Below are 15353 nucleotides of genomic sequence, written 5' to 3' on the forward strand. Positions count from 1 at the left end.
CATGTTCGACCTGGCGAAAATCGGCCGCGACCTTCCGGTGTCGCAAGTCGTGGACAAAATCCCCCACCGCGGCCCCCTTGTGGTGGAAGCGCCGCCGGGTACGGGCAAGACGACGTTGATCCCGCCGGCGATCGCAAACATTGCAGGACAGACGCTGGTCACGGCGCCAAGGAGGGTCGCAGTGCGGTCGGCGGCGAGGAGGCTTGCGTTTCTCGACGGCACGCCTCTCGGCACCAAAGTCGGCTACTCCATCCGCGGGGAGCACAAGGATGGCTCCGAGGTGGAGTTCGTAACCCCCGGGGTGTTGCTGAATCGCCTGCTCAAGGACCCCGGCCTGGAAGGGGTTGGCGCCGTGGTGATCGACGAGGTCCACGAGCGCCAGCTGGACACGGATCTGGTGTTGGCGATGTGCATGGAGGTGGCGTTGCTTCGCGACGACCTCTACCTGGCCGCCATGTCCGCCACCCTGGACGCGCAGAAGTTTGCCGACCATATGGGCGCGCAGGTCCTCTCCACGGAAGCGGTGACGCACCCACTGGACATCATGTATGCGCCGCATCCGGACAGGATCCGGGGAACGCGCGAGTTCTACAAACACGTGGCGCAACAGACGCACGGCACGGAGCGGACCTTGGTATTTGTGCCGGGTGTTCGCGAGGTGGATTTGGTGTGCGGGTTCCTGGACGATGCGGTCCCCCTCCATGGGAGGCAGAGCAGCAAGGAGCAGGATGAGGCGCTAAATGGGCCGGCGAGGGTGGTTGTGGCGACGTCGGTGGCGGAGTCGTCGATAACTGTGCCGGGCGTGCGCAAGGTGGTGGACGCAGGCCTGTCCAGGGTGCCAAAGAGAGATAACAGGGGCATGACGGGCCTGGTCACGGTGTCGGAGGCGAAGACGAGTGCGGATCAGCGTGCTGGCCGTGCGGCCAGGCTCGGTCCGGGCGAGGTTGTGCGGGTGTTTTCGCGCGACGATTACGCCAACTTCCAGGCGGACATCACACCCGAGATCCTCACCGCGGATCTGACGGGTGCGTTGTTGACGATGAAGGCGTGGGCGTCGCCGGACCTGCCGCTGTTGGATCAGCCGAAGGACCTCAGCGAGGCGGAGCAGAATCTGGAGGCGATTGGGGCGCTAAGCAACGGAAAGATCACCGATTTTGGCAAAAGGTTGGCCAGTTTCCCGCTGGATCCGCGGCTGGGTGCGGCGCTGTTGACGTTCGGTTCGCAGGCAGCGGGCACGATCGCGCGGCTTGCTGGCGAAGTGGATGCGAAGCGGCTGCGCAGGCTTGTCGACGACAAAGGCCCGGCGAACCCCGGCGAGGTGATTGCGGCGGCGTTTCCGCAATGGATTGCGAAGAAGGTCGGCGAGGGCGAGTACCTGTTGGCGTCGGGGACGCGCGCGAAGTTCAACTCGCATAGTGAGTGGATCGCGGCAGCGGAGATCCAGCGCACACCGACACAGGTGATCATCCGAGATGCCGAACCGATCGCGTTTCCGCAGGACAGGGTGACCGAAACCAAGAAAGCAATGCTTGTCGACGACAAGGTGCGCGGCCGGCTCGTCACCTCCGTCGGTGCGATTGAGCTCTCCTCCACCCCGATCAAACTGACTCCCGACGAGGCAGCGGAAGCGCTCACCCACCTGCGGTTTGAGGACTTCCCGCTCAACGACAAGGAGCAGCACCTGAAGGAACGGCTGGACTTCCTGCACGCCACCCTTGGGTGGCCGGATGTGAGCGAAGGGGACTATTCGGTTGAGGTTTCCGAGGTGGCGAGGGGGTCGTCGATAGGCAATTGCGATATGCGGGCGGCGATGTTGCGGCAACTGGATTGGAAGCAGGTCGCGGAGTTGGACCAGGTGGCGCCGAAGGAGTTTGAGTACGCTTCTGGCAGGCCGGTGAAGCGGGTGAAACTGCAGCATATGTTTGGCAAACACGGCCAAACAGTCGCGGGCGTGAAGGTGCTGTACCACCTGCTGTCGCCTGCGGGTAGGCCGCTTGCGGTGACGGATGACCTGGACAGTTTTTGGGCGGGGCCGTACCAGCAGGTGCGCAAGGAGATGCGGGGCCGCTACCCCAAGCACGCGTGGCCGGAGGACCCTACTTCACACACTGGGAAATAATCGCGCCTGCGCCAGCGAGGCCTGCGACGGCGAGGATGGCGGCGATGCCGAGGTCAACGTCGCGGGAGTTGAGGTCCCGAAGTTTCAGATCGACGCTCAGGGCGTTCTCGACGACCAGGTTGAGGTCGTTCTGACGCGCGACCAGCGGCAGGCTCATCTGGGAGGCGAACCCAAGCGGCAGTAGCACGAGCAGTGGCAGGCCGACGCCGATGGCGGTGGCGGAGCACTTCGGGGAGACCTCGGGGGCGTATTCGACGAGCGCGTCGATGATCGCGCCTTCCTGGTTGAGTTCCGACGAAGCGTCCTTGCTGATGGTGACGCGGACGGAGAAGACTCGCTCGGTCTCGTCGGCAAGCACTGCGCGGACGGGCCACTCGTACACACCGGGGGTAACCCCCTCCCCCGGCGTGAGGTGGATGGAACCGTCGGGGTTCAAGGTTGCCCAACGCGGTAAGTCTTCGGCTTCGTACCAGGCTTCGCCGATGGGCAGGGGTGCCTCGATGGTGGCGGTCAGGCCCGGCACGACTGCTGTTTGTTTGTATCCGTCATCGGCATACGCTGGGGAAACGGTTGCCAACGACAGTGCAATGGCACATGTCATTGCCGCAATTTTCTTGCGCATTTGCCGCCTCCCTCAGTTGTTTATGCTTTAAACGTTCTATATCGATTGATGATTGTAGTAGACAACCCCTGGGGTAGTGTTAGTCGCCATGACAAAGCGCACCGTTTCGGTCTGGACGCTGGTCTCCCTCATCATCGGATCGACCATTGGTTCCGGCATTTTCGCGCTCCCCCAAAACATCGGCTCGGTCGCGAGCCCCGGAGCGATGCTTGTTGGTTGGGCAATTGCCGGCGTCGGCATGTTGTCCATTGCTTTCGTGTTCCAGATCCTGGCGGTGAGGAAACCCCACCTGGACTCCGGCGTGTACGCCTACGTGCGCGCCGGCTTGGGTGACTTCATCGGATTTACCGCAGGTTGGGGCTACTGGCTCGGCTCGGTGATGGCCCAGGTTGGGTATGCCACCTTGTTCTTCGGCACACTGAGCCACTATGTGCCGGTGCTGCAGAACCGCTGGGTGTTGGCAATCGCGGTGTCCGCAATGAGCTGGCTGATCCTGTGGGGGCTGACGCGCGGCCTGAAGCAGGCGGCGGTGATGAACGTGGTCACCACCGTGGCAAAACTCGTACCCATCCTGGCGTTTATTGTGCTGGTGGCGTTCCTAGGCTTCTCGTGGGACCGCTTCACCACCGACTTCTGGGGCAACGCCAACAGCGCACCGTTTAGCGCTCAGTTGAAGGGCATCATGCTGTACACGGTGTGGGTGTTCATCGGTATCGAGGGCGCGTCGGTGTACTCCAAGCAGGCTCGCCGCCGCAGCGATGTGGGCCGTGCGACCATCATCGGCTTCCTGTCGGTGTTGGCCCTGCTCGTGGCGGTGTCCACCCTGTCCTACGGTGTGCTCAGCCAGGAAGAGTTGGCGGCGCTGCCGGACAACTCGATGGGTGCCGTGCTTGAGGCAGTTGTCGGCCCGTGGGGTGGCGCGCTGGTCTCTATCGGTCTGTGCTTGTCGGTGCTGGGTGCGTACGTGTCGTGGCAGATGCTGTGCGCCGAGCCGATTGTGATGATGGCCCGCGATGGGTTGTTGCCCAAGCGATTGGCGACGACGAAGAACGCCCAGGTCCTGTCCACCATTGTGATCCAGTTGTTCGTGGTTGTGTTCTTTGTCTCGGCGGCGTCGTACAACGGCATGGTGCAGTTGGCCACGATCATGTACCTGCTGCCCTACATCTTCTCCTCCATCTACCTGGTGCTCATCGCGCGTGATCATCACGTTCACTTGGTGGTGGGGTTGATCGGTTCGGTGTACTCGCTATGGCTGATTTACGCGGCGGACCCGGTATACGTGCTGTTGGGCGCGCTGGCGGTGGTGCCGGGCATGGTGCCGTACGTGGCTACCCGGCGCGCCAACAACGAGCGTTCCTTCAACACCTTTGAGTGGTTCGTTGTGGCGTTGGTGCTGGTCGGCGCGGTTGCGGCCATTTATGGCCTAGCCAATGGCTCCCTGGTCCTTGAGTAGTTTCACGCACAGCACCACCACGAGGATGAGCAGGGCGATGCGCACCAGTTTGGAGCCGCCCTTGAGTACTGTTCTTGTGCCGATCTGTGCGCCGATCACGTTGGCCACCGCCAAGATCAGCGCCAGTTTCCAATCGATGTAGCCACCCAGCCCAAAGACAATCAGCGCGCCGAGGTTGGTGGCGGTGTTGACCACCTTTGCCATCGCCGCGGATTGGAGGAACTGCTGCGTGAAAATGGCGGTGAACGCCATGATCAAAAACATGCCGGTGCCTGGGCCGAAGATGCCGTCGTAGGCGCCGATCAGCGCCGCTGCTGCGACTCCCAGAGCAATTCTTATCGACGACACCCTTCTCTCCCCGGTCGTCCCAAACGTCGGTTTGACCACCACGAAGATGCCGACGGCGATCAGGAGGGTGATGATGATCGGGTTGGCGATGGAGTCGTCGATAAGCGAAACTGCAGTCGCTCCAAGCGCGGCGGTAATGCCTGCGATGAGGGCATAAATCCACGTGAACTTGGGCACCCCGACGCGGCGCACGAGCGAAACCGCGGCCGAGGCGGTGCCGCTGATCGCCGCGACCTTGTTGGTGGCGAGCACGGATGCGGCGGGCATGCCGGTCGTCGCCATGAGGATTGGGATGAGCACGAGGCCGCCGCCCCCGATCACTGCATCGATCCAGCCAGCGAACGCAGAGGCAGCGATAAGGAAGGCGAGCATACGACTACTATGCACCACATGAACCGTTGGATCGTCGCTGCTCCGCTGTCGGTGCTGTGCGGTCTCGTGTTCACCTACCTGCACGTGCCGGCTGCGTGGATTCTCGCTGGCATCGTTGGTGCTGGAACGGTCGCGATTGTCACTGAGCGTGACCTGCGGATCAACGAGCACCTGTTCACCCTTGCCCGCGGTGTGATTGGCGTGGTGGCGGCGCTGCCGCTGGTAGGAATTCCACCGGGTGATTTGCTGCCGTTCTTGGTCCCTGGCCTCATCGCGGCGGTGTTGGTGATTGCAGTGGCGTTCTTCGGTGGTTTGGTGTTGGCGAACCATGGCGTTTCCAGGAAGACGGGAGTGCTGTCGCTGCTGCCTGGTGGGGCGTCGCTGATGCCGGCGCTCGCGCGAGACCTAGGGGCGGACATGCGCTACGTCAGCCTGAGCCAGTACCTGCGGTTGCTGACGGTGTCGATAACACTGCCGGTGGTGGTGTCATTTTTGGATGCGCCCGCCGCCGGCGAAGTCATGCACCTCAAGCCCTACTGGTGGATGTGGCTGCTGGTCCCAGCACTGATTGTGGTGGGGATTCCACTCGGCAAGGTTTCTCGGCTGCCCAACCCGTCCATTTTCGGGCCGATGCTGGTCACGGTACTGGTTGGGTCGTTCGCGGACTTCACCATTGTTCCCCCGGAACCACTGAGCATTACGGCATTCCTGGCGCTTGGCTGGATGTGCGGCGGCGGCCTGTCCGTGCCGGCGTTGAAGGCGTTTTCCAAACTGCTGCCGGCGACGATGGCCTACATCGTCGGCCTCATGGTGTTCTGTGCGGGCATCGGGTGGGTCGTAGCCAAGTGGCTGGGTCTGACCCTCTACGAGGGCTACCTCGCCACCACACCCGGCGCGCTCGAGACCGCGCTGGCACTGTCCGCCGAGGGTGGAGCCGGACCCGCCGTGGTGGCACTGCAGCTCATCCGGCTGATCTGCGTGTTGATCTTCGCCGGGTTCGTCCCCCGAATCCTGAAACGAATCGAGCGAGACGACTAGTGCAGGATCGCGTGGGCCAGGATATCCATCGGCATTGAGCCCAGGCTCAGCGCCTTCGTGTGGAACTCGTCCTGGGTCATGCCGCGGCTGAGGGCCTGGTCGCGCAGGTCGATCCAGTCCTTGAAACCCAGGGCATACGACGGGGCTTGGCCCGGCCAGCCCATGTAACGGTCCAGCTCGAAGGCCAGGTTGGCTTCCGCCATGGCGGTGTTGTCGCGCAGGAAGGCCTTGGCGTACTGGGCGTCCCACACGCCGGTGCCTTCCGGAGTGGTCTTCTTCAGGTGCACGCCGATGTCCACCATCACGCGCGCGAGACGGAGACGCATGGAGTCGAGTAGGCCCATGCGGTAGCCGAGGTCTTCGCGGTAGCCATCCATGAGGTGCTCGGCGTAGAGCGCCCAACCTTCGCCGTGGGCGGAGTTCCAGCAGACGGAGCGTCGCCAAATGTTCAGTTCACCGCGGTTGAGCAGGGCGTAGGCGTGCTGCAGGTGGTGGCCCGGGATGCCCTCGTGGAACACGGTGGTCAACTCCTGCCAGGTGTGGAACGTCTCCTGGCCTTCTGGGACGGACCACCACATGGTGCCGGGGCGGATCATGTCGTCGCTTGGCGGGGTGTAGAAGATACCGCCGGAGCCGGCGCGGTCGATGGCGCACTCCACCGGGGGCATGCCCTCGGGGATCGGGAACACGTTGGCCACGTCTTCGTTGACGCTGTTCATCCAGGCGAGGAGGTTGTCGGTGCCGTGGATGGTGTAGCGCTCGTCCTGGTTCAGGTGGCGGTATGCGGCGGCGACGGAGTCGTCGTCGTAAAGCTTGCGCGCGATCTGCTTCTGCTTATCGACGGTGCGCTTCAGTTCCTCCTGCGCCCAGGCGTAGCCCTCGTCGAGGTCCACATTGCGGCCGTGGAAAAGTTCGGCGAACAGTTCGTAGCGCTCGCGGCCCACGGCGTCGTCGTGGGGGGACTTGGGTCCGAGTTCGGTGGAGAGCCAGTCGGCCATCTGTGTGAACGCGGCCTTCGCCTCTTCGACGATCTTGGACTCCGGCGGGAGGCCCAGTTCGTCGAGTTGGGAGTCGCTTTCGCCCAGCGCCTCGCACTGGTTGATCACGGTGTCAATCTGGCGGTGGGATGCCACATCGCCGGCAGAGGCAGCCTCTGCCAGGGATTCGCGGTAGCCGGCGAGCGCTGCCGGGATGCGGGACATGCGGGAGGCGATGGCGTCGAAGTCCTGCTCCGTCACGCGCGGCATCAGCGCGAACGAGTCGCGGATCTCCTGAATCGGTGAGGCAATGTTGTTCAGCTGGCGCAGGAGCTCGCCGCGGTGGTGAAGCTCGAGCTTCATACACAGGCGGTCGCGCAGGATGGCGGCTGTGAGGTTGTCTACGTCGTCGAAGTCGTCTTCGTCGTCGGAGTCATCGGTGGAGTCGTTCAATGCGTCAACGTCGGCGATGAGGTCGCGCATGCGGTCTGCGACCCGGTCCCAGTACTCGGGGGAAAAGTCCTGCAATTCGCCGTCGTGGCCATCGATGCCAATTTGGGTTGCCAGCGTGGGAGAGATGGCTGCGAGGTCGTAAACGAAATCCTCGCAGGTGGCGTCGAGAAGCGACGGCTCGCGCATGGGTTGGCTCATGCTGGGCGATTGTATAGGAGCTGGCCAAATGGACAATTCGTCGCACCATCCAGTAAATATATTCATTATGGCTTGGGCTTCGTTTTCTCGTCCTCGTACCCCCGCGGCGAAATGCCTGCACCTCATTCGCCTGCAGGAACTCACCTCCCGCAGCGAGCTCGTCCGCGCGACCGGCCTGTCTCAGCCCACTGTCACCCGCGCAATCGCGGCGCTTGTCGACGCCGGATACGTCACCGAACGCAACGACCTCACCCAATCCCAAGGCCGCGGACGGCCCACCATCCCCCTCGAACTCGCCGAAACCACCGAAACGCACGCGGGTGTGTCCGTGGGCACCGACTCCACCTACATCGCCCTGTTCGACCTCAAGGGCCGCACCCTGCGCAGCGTGGACGTGGACCTGCCGGTCTCGCGTATGAGCGAGGACGACTTCATCCAGCACATCATGGCCGGCCTGAACAAACTGACCACCAGCGTCGGCCGCCCGCTCGCCACCGTGGGCGTGACCACATCCGGCACGGTGCGCGGCAGCGGCGACGTCTACGCCCCCAACCTGGGGTGGGACGGGGTAAACATCGGCGATCAGATGCGCGAGCAGTTCTCCGTGCCGGTGCAGGTCACCTCGATTTCCAGCGCGATTGTCGGCTCTGAGATGCAATCCACCGCGGACCTGGACACCCCGTCGGTGATGGCGCTGTTTGCCGACGACTCCCTCGCCTGCGCCATCTCCAGCCCCGAAGGGGTCAACCCCATCGAGGTCGAGCAGGGCGAGCTGACCACCCAGGGCCTGCTGGACGCCATCGATGTGCCCACGATCCGCACCCTGCGCCAGGCGGTGGAGGACGCCGGGGAGGCAACCCGTTCCGCGCTCGACAGCCGCGCCCGCGGCCTGGGCACGCTCGTGGCTGGGCTGTGCTCCGACCACTGCCCCAACACGGTGGTTGTCGCAGGCAGTGCGTTTATCGACGACCCCCTCGCCTCCGCCCCATTCGCCCGCACCGTCCGCGAACACATCTCCGGGCCCATCGATCTGCGCCTGATCCCTAGCCACAAGGATGTGGTGCGCGACATCGCCCGCGCCGTGGCGTTGGATTACGTGCTTCGCGAGCCCCTGGCGGTTGCGGGGGCGTAATGCGCAAGGTCGCCTGGGTTGCCGTGCTACTGCTGGCCGGCTGCTCCGCAGAGGCTCCCGTTAAGCCGCTGCAGACCGAGGCAGCACCGACGCATTCGCAGGAGCAGTATGAGGGCCTTGAGGGGGTCGTCGCAAAGATTGAGGAGGCGACAAACACCGAGGTGGGCGTCGCTCTTTACGACGGCACCACCCTCACCCAAGCCGGCTCCCTGGACACCCTGCCGGCCTGGTCCACCATCAAAATCCCCATCGCACGCGCCGCCGAACGGCACTGCGAATACGACCACGCCACCATCGCGGACTTCACCCAGGCCTCCATCGAATGGTCCGACAACGACTCCGCCCGCGCCCTATGGGACTGCATGGGCGACGACCTCGAAGCCGCCAAACTCGTCGGCGAGGAAATCGAAAAAGCCGGGCCGCACGTCAACGTGCGCGGCGCGTTTGGCACCACCAGCTGGACGTTCGCCGACCAGGCGAAATACGCCCACTACTTAAGCACCCGCGACCAATCCCAACCCGTCCTGGCGGACATGCGCAACATCACCGAAGACCAGGCCTACGGGCTCGGCCAGTTGGGGGTTCCGTTCAAAGGCGGCTGGTCAGACGTGGAGGAAGACGGCTCCTGGCACACCCGCCAACTCGGCTGGATCAAAAACGTTGGGGTAGCCATCGGCGCGCGCAGCGCCGACGGCAGCTACGAGGACACCATGGATGCCCTCGACCAAGTCGCCGAGGCTATCGCCCCATAAACTTATCGGCGATCGGGCGCAGGTATGGCTCGATGAACTTCACAATTGCAGCCAGGATCGATAGCACCGTCAACACAATGCCCACGGTCCGGCGCACGTCGTCCGGCGACTTATCGCCGACACCCGCGAAGACCAACTTCTTCGGCGTGGTGTTCGGGGTTTCGTTGCCATCCGCCGGACGGTGCAGAACCACCTTCTGGGAACCCTGCGGCATGGATTCCACGTCGGTCGGCTTGTATCCCACCACCGCAGCCGATGCCTCGCCCTCAGCGGTGACCGCACCGGCGAAACCGACACGAGTCACGGTGGGGTTCAGGAACGTGTGCAGGTGGCCGGTCATGCTGTTCTTGTCGTCGGACCACTTGCCGTTCAGACGCTTCAGGTCCGCCAGCTCGCCATAGCCCCACCCCTGCATGGCGCGGCTCATGTTAGCCGTGCTGTGCAAGTTCGCGCCCCAGCCTCCTTTGCCGCCGATGGTGGCGGTGTCCTCCGGGCCGCAGTTGTCCGTACACGTTGCGTTGAACGGGCGGACGTGCGCGAACTTCTTCGCCGCCTCCACCGCACGCTGCAGTGCGATCAGGTTGTAGCCGGTGTCCAGTTGCACCGCGTTGACGTACTTCTCGCGGGTATCCAGGCCCTGTTCTGCAGCAACCGTGCGGAGCGTTTTTCCGTCGTATGGCACGTTCTGGTCCCACATGTCGCCGCGGAGCTTGCGCAGTTCACTGATGCCGGTTTCCGCATCGTTGGTCAGGTTGAACTTCGTCTCAAGCGCGATGACCTGGTCGGCGGGCTGGTTGAGTTCCACGCCGGTAACGGGGGCCGGGTCGGCGGAGGCTGCTGGGGCGAGGACGAGTGCTGTGGCTGCCGCGGTCGCTGCGGCGTATAAACGGATGCGCATAACCCGAGGGTAGCGCGTACCACGCCATAAAGAGCACTGGCACGGCAATGTAAAGGAACTGCGGGGCGCCAGGCCAGAGCACCACCGAAGCGTACGGGGCCATCAGCACCATGAGCGCCACCGAGCCGTAGCGTTCGAAGACGAACACGCCAAGCGGCACGATCCATACCCAGTGGTGGTACCAGGAAAACGGACTAACCAGGCACGCGGTCAGGCCGATGAAGGAGACGGCGAGGGGTGCGGGGGCTCGTCGACAAGCAAGAAGCGCAAGGATGGTCACGGCGGCACACAGCGTGAGCCACAGCAGCGTCGAATCCATCCCGGCGCGGGCCAGCACTTGGCGTATGGACTGCGCCCCCGGATTCTCGTCCACCCCAATCCGTTGCGTGCTGAAGATCGCGCGCGTCCAAAAGTTCGGCGCGTCCACCACATTCATCCCGCTCGCCGCAGTGCACACAAACGTGAACGCGGCAACGAATGTTGCTCCCCACCTGCGCTGATAGATCAACAACACAATGAAAAACGCGGGCGTGAGCTTGATCCCCGCAGCCAGGCCCGTCCCGATGCCCGGCAGCCTGTTCTTCGGCAGGAAATCCAGGCACACCAGCCCCATGAGCAGCAGGTTCACCTGCCCGAAGTACAGCGTGCCCTGCACCGGCTCCGTGCACAGCACGAAAAAGGCCACCAGCGGCACCACGTGCTTCTTGCTTATCGACGACCCCCACACCACCCCGGCCAACACCACCACACTGGCCAGCTTCCAGGCGACGCCGAACCACTCCTCGGTCGGCAGCCACGAAAACACCACGCCCGCAAACGGCGGATACGTAAACGGCAAGCCCGGCAACAGGTCGTGCGCATAGAGCGGCAGGTGGTCCTTCACCTGCTGCCCGCCCAGCACGTAGACGTGGAGATCACTTGGGTAGGCGGTGGAAAACGCAGTCTCCAACGGCGTAGTGACGTAACGATAAACCGCTACTGCAACAACAATGAGCAGGAGAATCACAAGTCGAGCCCGTCCAGGATCGCATCCATGGCGTCAGCGACGTCAGTGCGCCACAGCGTGTCCACCTTCGTATCCGCACGCCCCGGCCCGCCATTGATCACAGCGGTAGGTTTGCCCTGCTTCTTCGCATCCAGGATGAACTTGTAGCCGCTCATCACCGCAAGCGACGTGCCAATCGCAACCACCCCCGTCGACTCCGCCAGCCACTGGTCGGCCAGTGTTCGCGTGGCCTTTGGCACGTTCTCACCGAAGTAGACCACGCTAGGCTTCAGGCGCTCCGAACCACAGTTCGGGCACGTGATCATGCGGAAGCGCTCCACGTCCTCTTGGCGCAGTTCCACGTCGCCGTCCGGGTTGATCATCGTCCCGACCACCTCGACAGAATTGAAGTAGTTGGGGTTGGCGGCGGTGAGGAGGTCGTCGATAAGCGATCGCTCATGCAACACATTGCAGTCCAGGCACACCACATGCTCCATATCGCCATGCAACGCAATCACGTTTCGCGAGCCCGCCTGTGTGTGCAGTCCATCGACGTTTTGCGTGACAATGCCACGAATCAGGCCGGCCTGCTCGAACTCCGCAAGCGCAAAATGCGTCCGGTTTGGCCGCGCCGCCCGCATGAACTGCATACCGACGAACGCACGCGCCCAATACCGACGCACCTGACGCGGCGAATGCGCGAACTCCTGAAACGTCATCGGACGGCCCTTGGTCAAACGGCCGGTTTCGGAGCGATAGTCGGGAATGCCCGAATCCGTCGACACACCCGCGCCCGTGATGACCAGCGTTTTTGGGTTCCTTAACTGTTCTATGACGCGTTGCTGCGCGTTCGGGGTCGGCGTTGCCGTTTCCTTGACCACCCGCTCAATCGAACGCACAGCGGACCGATGCGCCATCGCAATCGCGGGGTCGTCGAAGAAAGTTTCCATCGCCAGGCAGTGTACAAACCACCTAGGATTTCCTGCATGGGGGAATGGAAAACCGAAATCAGAACCAACCTTGTCGACGTCCGGGGGCAGACATATCTCAGCAGCGACCTGCTTCGCCTATCCACGTCACACGCGCTGGCGCGCCGCTCGTACGACGCCTTGAAGGTCCACCAGCAGCACTGGGCCCGGGCCTACTGCGCGGGCCTTGCCGTCCACGCCGCCGTGATCACCGGTCGCGCCTCCGCGTACCTCAACGACATGTGGGTCGTGAACACGCCGCTAGACCAGGTCGCGCTGGTGTTGCCGTCGGTGCCGCGGCGCTCAACATGGCCCGCCGGCGTACGCTACGTGCAACGCACACTCCCCGCCTCCCGGATCCGCCGCGGGGAAGCCATGTCCACTACGTCACCATTGCAAACCTTTCTGGACATTGCCCGCCTCGACGGCTTCACCCACGCACTCGTCGCCGCAGACTGGCTCGTCCAACGCGGTGGCTTCACACCGGCCCAGCTTCAGCACCTCGTCGAAACTGAGCCGCGCTTCCCAGGCAAACCCGCCGCCCGCCTGGCCGCGCAGCACGCGTCGACCCTGTCCGAATCCGCACCCGAGGCCTACGCGCGCGCTTTGCTCATCGAAGCCGGCATCACCGACGTCCGCGCCAACGTCACACTCACCCGGTGGAGGTACCGCGTTGACCTGCTGATTAACGGGTGGTTGGGAGTTGAGATCGATGGGCGCGTGAAGTACGACGACACCACCTTCGGCCCTGCGCACAAGGCACTTCTCGACGAGAAAACGCGCGCCGACCGCCTCGGCAACGCCGGCCATCCCCTGCTCCGGTACGCGCCGCGCTACCTGGAGGAGCACCCCGAGGAGTTCGTCGGGGCGGTGCGGGCGCGCCTCGAACTTGGCCGTTAGGTGTGCGGGGTTTTGTTCATATGCAGGGCTCGATATGCGTAAGTGCAGGTCAGCGCGTTTTCAGAAATTTCGGCCAATTTTCCGCAAAACGCCGTGACCAGGGGTTACGCATATCGAGCCCTGCATATGAAGCGCGAAGGGCCTACCGGAACGGGACCTCACCGATCGTGCGGCGCAGCTTCCGGGTCCGGAGACGTTCGGGGCGCCGGGCAAGCTTCTCCATCGCACGCACGGCACACATGACGTGGGCTTCCTTCGAGTTGGAGTAGAACGCCTGGGCGCCGGCGGGCAGTTTCGGCACAGCGTGCAACGGCAGGTCGGACACCGCGAGCAGGGTGCCGTAGGGGACGCGGTAACGGTAGCCGTTGGCGGCGATGGTGCAGGACTCCATGTCTACGGCTGCGGCGGTGGATCCCCGGAGCCATTCCCACAGGTCCTGCGGGTCTTTCCACTCCCAGTTCCGGTCGCCGGTGGACAGGACGGTGCCGGTGCGCATCAACGACGTGTCGTCGCCGTAGACCTTGGTCACGGCCTTTTCCAGGGTGCGTTGCACTTCGGGGACGGCGGGGATGGGCAGTTCGCGGCGCAGGTAGTCGTCGAGAACGTGGTCGTGGCGTTCGTAGGCGTTGCCGAGGATGAGGTCGCCGATGCGCATGCGGGCGTCCAGGCCGGCGCAGTGGCCGATCATGATCCACGCTTCCGGACGCAGAACGGCCAGCGAGTCGGTGATGGTTTTGGCGTTGGAGGGGCCGACGCCGATGTTGATCATGGTGATGCCGTCGCCGTTTTCGGTGATCAGGTCGTAGCGCGGCATCTGGAACTTCGACCCCAGCTCCAGGTCTTCGAGCGCGACGGTGTCGGAAACTGTTTCGCCGGAGGGGAGGACGAGGCGGGTGTAGCGCGAGTCGGGGTCGGAAAGTTCACGCAGGCCGAAGCGCACGAATTCGGTGACGTGCATGGCGTAGTTGGTGAACAGGATGTAGCGCTGCAGGGTGTCTACGTCGATGCCGGTGTAGTGCTCGAGTCGCGCGATGGCGAGGTCGAAGCGTTGCGGGCCGAAGTGGAACAGGGGTTTTTCCGGACCGTGGAAGGCGTCCCAGTGGCCGTCGACGATGGCGTCGTGGACGTCGTCGAGGGCGGGTCGGGGCAGGTTGCGTGTTTCGTCGATAGGCGGTGTGCCCTTGATGTAGGCGGGCGGGATGACGATATCGGAGTACTCCACACGCATGGAGCACGGATAGTTCGAGGTCAGCGCCTCGAGTTGGGCGATGAGGTAGTCCTCGAGCAGGTCGGGGCGGGAGAGGACGGCGGAGTAGGTGCCGGCTTCGTCGACGTAGCCGAAGGTTTTGGAGCGGTCGATGGGGCGCCATTCGCGGACTTCGACGGTGAGTTTGGGGTAGCGCACTTCCCCGTAGCGTTCGAAGTCTCCGGCGCGTGCGATGTCGCACGACGCGTTGTACAGGGCTTTTAGCTTTTCGACGACCTCACGTACCTGGTTCATACCCCGCCAGGCTACTCACGAATGAGCACGCGGCGCACGGCTTCGGCGCGGCGACCAAACTCCTCTACGGGAACGCCTTCGCGGATGCACTGCTCAATGAGTTGCTGCATGCCTGCGATGTAGAACCGGGCCATGTCATCGATGAGTTCGTCGGTCACACCGCCCTTCCAGTCGCGGGTGCGCGGCAGGAGCTGTTCGCGCATGGTGGGCAGCATGACCTCGTAGACCTGGTTGTCCAGGAGGCTGTGGATCGGCGAGTCGATGATGCGCACGGCGGCGGTGTAGTGACCAGCGGTCGCCTGCGCCAGTGCAGTGACCGACGCTTCAAAGTTCTTGTCAATGCTGAATCGTTCCGCGAAACTGCCGTAGGCCGCCAAGACCCACTGCGCTGCGGTGGCGAGCACGAGGGCGTCGCGGTCCTCAAAGTGCTGGTAAAACACCTGACGGCTCACGCCTGCTTCTTTCACGATTTGCGAGACATTCAGATCAGCGACCTCGTAGTCGTTGAGAAGGCGCATGGTGGCGTCGATTAGCGCCTTGCGAGTGCGCAGCGCGCGCGGGTCTTGGCTGTCCGAGCGGCGGCCCGGGAGGGTAGTTTCAGTCATCCCATGTCTCCAAAAGATTTCCGACATTA

General features: G+C 63.6%; 13 protein-coding genes. 6 read left to right on the forward strand and 7 right to left on the reverse strand.

Annotation, left to right across the window (positions count from 1 at the left end):
* Position 1 precedes the first annotated feature (1 nt).
* On the forward strand, positions 2–2119 hold the full coding sequence (locus HMPREF2734_RS00210) for an ATP-dependent RNA helicase (RefSeq protein WP_070568456.1): 2118 nt from the start codon (positions 2–4) through the stop codon (positions 2117–2119).
* Here the strand turns inward: HMPREF2734_RS00210 and HMPREF2734_RS00215 are convergent.
* Positions 2097–2741: a Rib/alpha-like domain-containing protein gene (locus HMPREF2734_RS00215; RefSeq protein WP_070568109.1), complete on the reverse strand. Its 645-nt coding sequence runs from the start codon at positions 2739–2741 to the stop codon at positions 2097–2099. The genes HMPREF2734_RS00210 and HMPREF2734_RS00215 overlap by 23 nt on opposite strands.
* Before the next feature lie 88 nt (positions 2742–2829).
* Between HMPREF2734_RS00215 and HMPREF2734_RS00220 the strand changes: the two genes are divergently transcribed.
* Positions 2830–4197 (forward strand): basic amino acid/polyamine antiporter, encoded by a 1368-nt coding sequence (locus HMPREF2734_RS00220; protein ID WP_070484943.1) that lies wholly within the window; start codon positions 2830–2832, stop codon positions 4195–4197.
* Here HMPREF2734_RS00220 and HMPREF2734_RS00225 read toward each other — a convergent pair.
* Entirely contained in the window at positions 4168–4917 is a 750-nt protein-coding gene (locus HMPREF2734_RS00225; protein ID WP_070568113.1) for a TSUP family transporter, read from the reverse strand. The two genes, HMPREF2734_RS00220 and HMPREF2734_RS00225, sit on opposite strands and share 30 nt — an antisense overlap.
* An 18-nt stretch (positions 4918–4935) precedes the next feature.
* Between HMPREF2734_RS00225 and HMPREF2734_RS00230 the strand changes: the two genes are divergently transcribed.
* Positions 4936–5955 (forward strand): AbrB family transcriptional regulator, encoded by a 1020-nt coding sequence (locus HMPREF2734_RS00230; RefSeq protein WP_092102902.1) that lies wholly within the window; start codon positions 4936–4938, stop codon positions 5953–5955.
* On the opposite strand, the gene HMPREF2734_RS00235 is transcribed toward HMPREF2734_RS00230, so the two are convergent.
* Entirely contained in the window at positions 5952–7583 is a 1632-nt protein-coding gene (locus HMPREF2734_RS00235; protein WP_246816747.1) for a DUF885 domain-containing protein, read from the reverse strand. The genes HMPREF2734_RS00230 and HMPREF2734_RS00235 overlap by 4 nt on opposite strands.
* Positions 7584–7650: 67 nt before the next feature.
* Between HMPREF2734_RS00235 and HMPREF2734_RS00240 the strand changes: the two genes are divergently transcribed.
* Together HMPREF2734_RS00240 and HMPREF2734_RS00245 are read left to right on the forward strand one after the other, a co-directional pair.
* Positions 7651–8715: an ROK family transcriptional regulator gene (locus tag HMPREF2734_RS00240; protein ID WP_070568119.1), complete on the forward strand. Its 1065-nt coding sequence runs from the start codon at positions 7651–7653 to the stop codon at positions 8713–8715.
* The gene (locus HMPREF2734_RS00245; RefSeq protein ID WP_083307988.1) at positions 8715–9467 is read left to right on the forward strand and encodes a hypothetical protein; all 753 of its coding nucleotides are present in this window, start codon (positions 8715–8717) and stop codon (positions 9465–9467) included. Before HMPREF2734_RS00240 ends, HMPREF2734_RS00245 begins: the two co-directional genes overlap by 1 nt.
* Positions 9468–10231: 764 nt before the next feature.
* Here HMPREF2734_RS00245 and HMPREF2734_RS00255 read toward each other — a convergent pair.
* The gene (locus HMPREF2734_RS00255; protein ID WP_070568122.1) at positions 10232–11371 is read right to left on the reverse strand and encodes a glycosyltransferase 87 family protein; all 1140 of its coding nucleotides are present in this window, start codon (positions 11369–11371) and stop codon (positions 10232–10234) included.
* On the reverse strand, positions 11368–12300 hold the full coding sequence (locus HMPREF2734_RS00260) for a Sir2 family NAD-dependent protein deacetylase (protein WP_070568125.1): 933 nt from the start codon (positions 12298–12300) through the stop codon (positions 11368–11370). Before HMPREF2734_RS00260 ends, HMPREF2734_RS00255 begins: the two co-directional genes overlap by 4 nt.
* Before the next feature lie 36 nt (positions 12301–12336).
* Between HMPREF2734_RS00260 and HMPREF2734_RS00265 the strand changes: the two genes are divergently transcribed.
* Entirely contained in the window at positions 12337–13218 is an 882-nt protein-coding gene (locus HMPREF2734_RS00265; protein ID WP_070568128.1) for a hypothetical protein, read from the forward strand.
* Positions 13219–13360: 142 nt separating this feature from the next.
* Here the strand turns inward: HMPREF2734_RS00265 and amn are convergent, their stop codons facing one another.
* Both amn and HMPREF2734_RS00275 read right to left on the reverse strand, forming a co-directional pair.
* A complete protein-coding gene (amn, locus tag HMPREF2734_RS00270; protein ID WP_070568131.1) occupies positions 13361–14719 on the reverse strand; it encodes an AMP nucleosidase in 1359 nt (452 codons plus the stop codon).
* A gap of 11 nt (positions 14720–14730) precedes the next feature.
* Positions 14731–15324 carry a TetR/AcrR family transcriptional regulator gene (locus HMPREF2734_RS00275; RefSeq protein ID WP_070568134.1) on the reverse strand — a complete coding sequence of 198 codons (594 nt, stop codon included), beginning with the start codon at positions 15322–15324 and terminating at the stop codon, positions 14731–14733.
* Positions 15325–15353 lie beyond the last annotated feature (29 nt).

Source organism: Corynebacterium sp. HMSC055D05 (assembly GCF_001810365.1).
Lineage (GTDB): Bacteria > Actinomycetota > Actinomycetes > Mycobacteriales > Mycobacteriaceae > Corynebacterium > Corynebacterium coyleae.

Bases quoted from the DNA above. Each gene is read 5' to 3' on its own strand.
- amn (WP_070568131.1), bottom strand. From the start codon at position 14,719: ATGAACCAGGTACGTGAGGTCGTCGAAAAGCTAAAAGCCCTGTACAAC.
- HMPREF2734_RS00220 (WP_070484943.1), top strand. From the start codon at position 2,830: ATGACAAAGCGCACCGTTTCGGTCTGGACGCTGGTCTCCCTCATCATC.
- HMPREF2734_RS00240 (WP_070568119.1), top strand. From the start codon at position 7,651: ATGGCTTGGGCTTCGTTTTCTCGTCCTCGTACCCCCGCGGCGAAATGC.
- HMPREF2734_RS00210 (WP_070568456.1), top strand. From the start codon at position 2: ATGTTCGACCTGGCGAAAATCGGCCGCGACCTTCCGGTGTCGCAAGTC.
- HMPREF2734_RS00245 (WP_083307988.1), top strand. From the start codon at position 8,715: ATGCGCAAGGTCGCCTGGGTTGCCGTGCTACTGCTGGCCGGCTGCTCC.
- HMPREF2734_RS00225 (WP_070568113.1), bottom strand. From the start codon at position 4,917: ATGCTCGCCTTCCTTATCGCTGCCTCTGCGTTCGCTGGCTGGATCGAT.
- HMPREF2734_RS00260 (WP_070568125.1), bottom strand. From the start codon at position 12,300: ATGGAAACTTTCTTCGACGACCCCGCGATTGCGATGGCGCATCGGTCC.
- HMPREF2734_RS00230 (WP_092102902.1), top strand. From the start codon at position 4,936: ATGAACCGTTGGATCGTCGCTGCTCCGCTGTCGGTGCTGTGCGGTCTC.
- HMPREF2734_RS00235 (WP_246816747.1), bottom strand. From the start codon at position 7,583: ATGAGCCAACCCATGCGCGAGCCGTCGCTTCTCGACGCCACCTGCGAG.
- HMPREF2734_RS00265 (WP_070568128.1), top strand. From the start codon at position 12,337: ATGGGGGAATGGAAAACCGAAATCAGAACCAACCTTGTCGACGTCCGG.
- HMPREF2734_RS00215 (WP_070568109.1), bottom strand. From the start codon at position 2,741: ATGCGCAAGAAAATTGCGGCAATGACATGTGCCATTGCACTGTCGTTG.
- HMPREF2734_RS00275 (WP_070568134.1), bottom strand. From the start codon at position 15,324: ATGACTGAAACTACCCTCCCGGGCCGCCGCTCGGACAGCCAAGACCCG.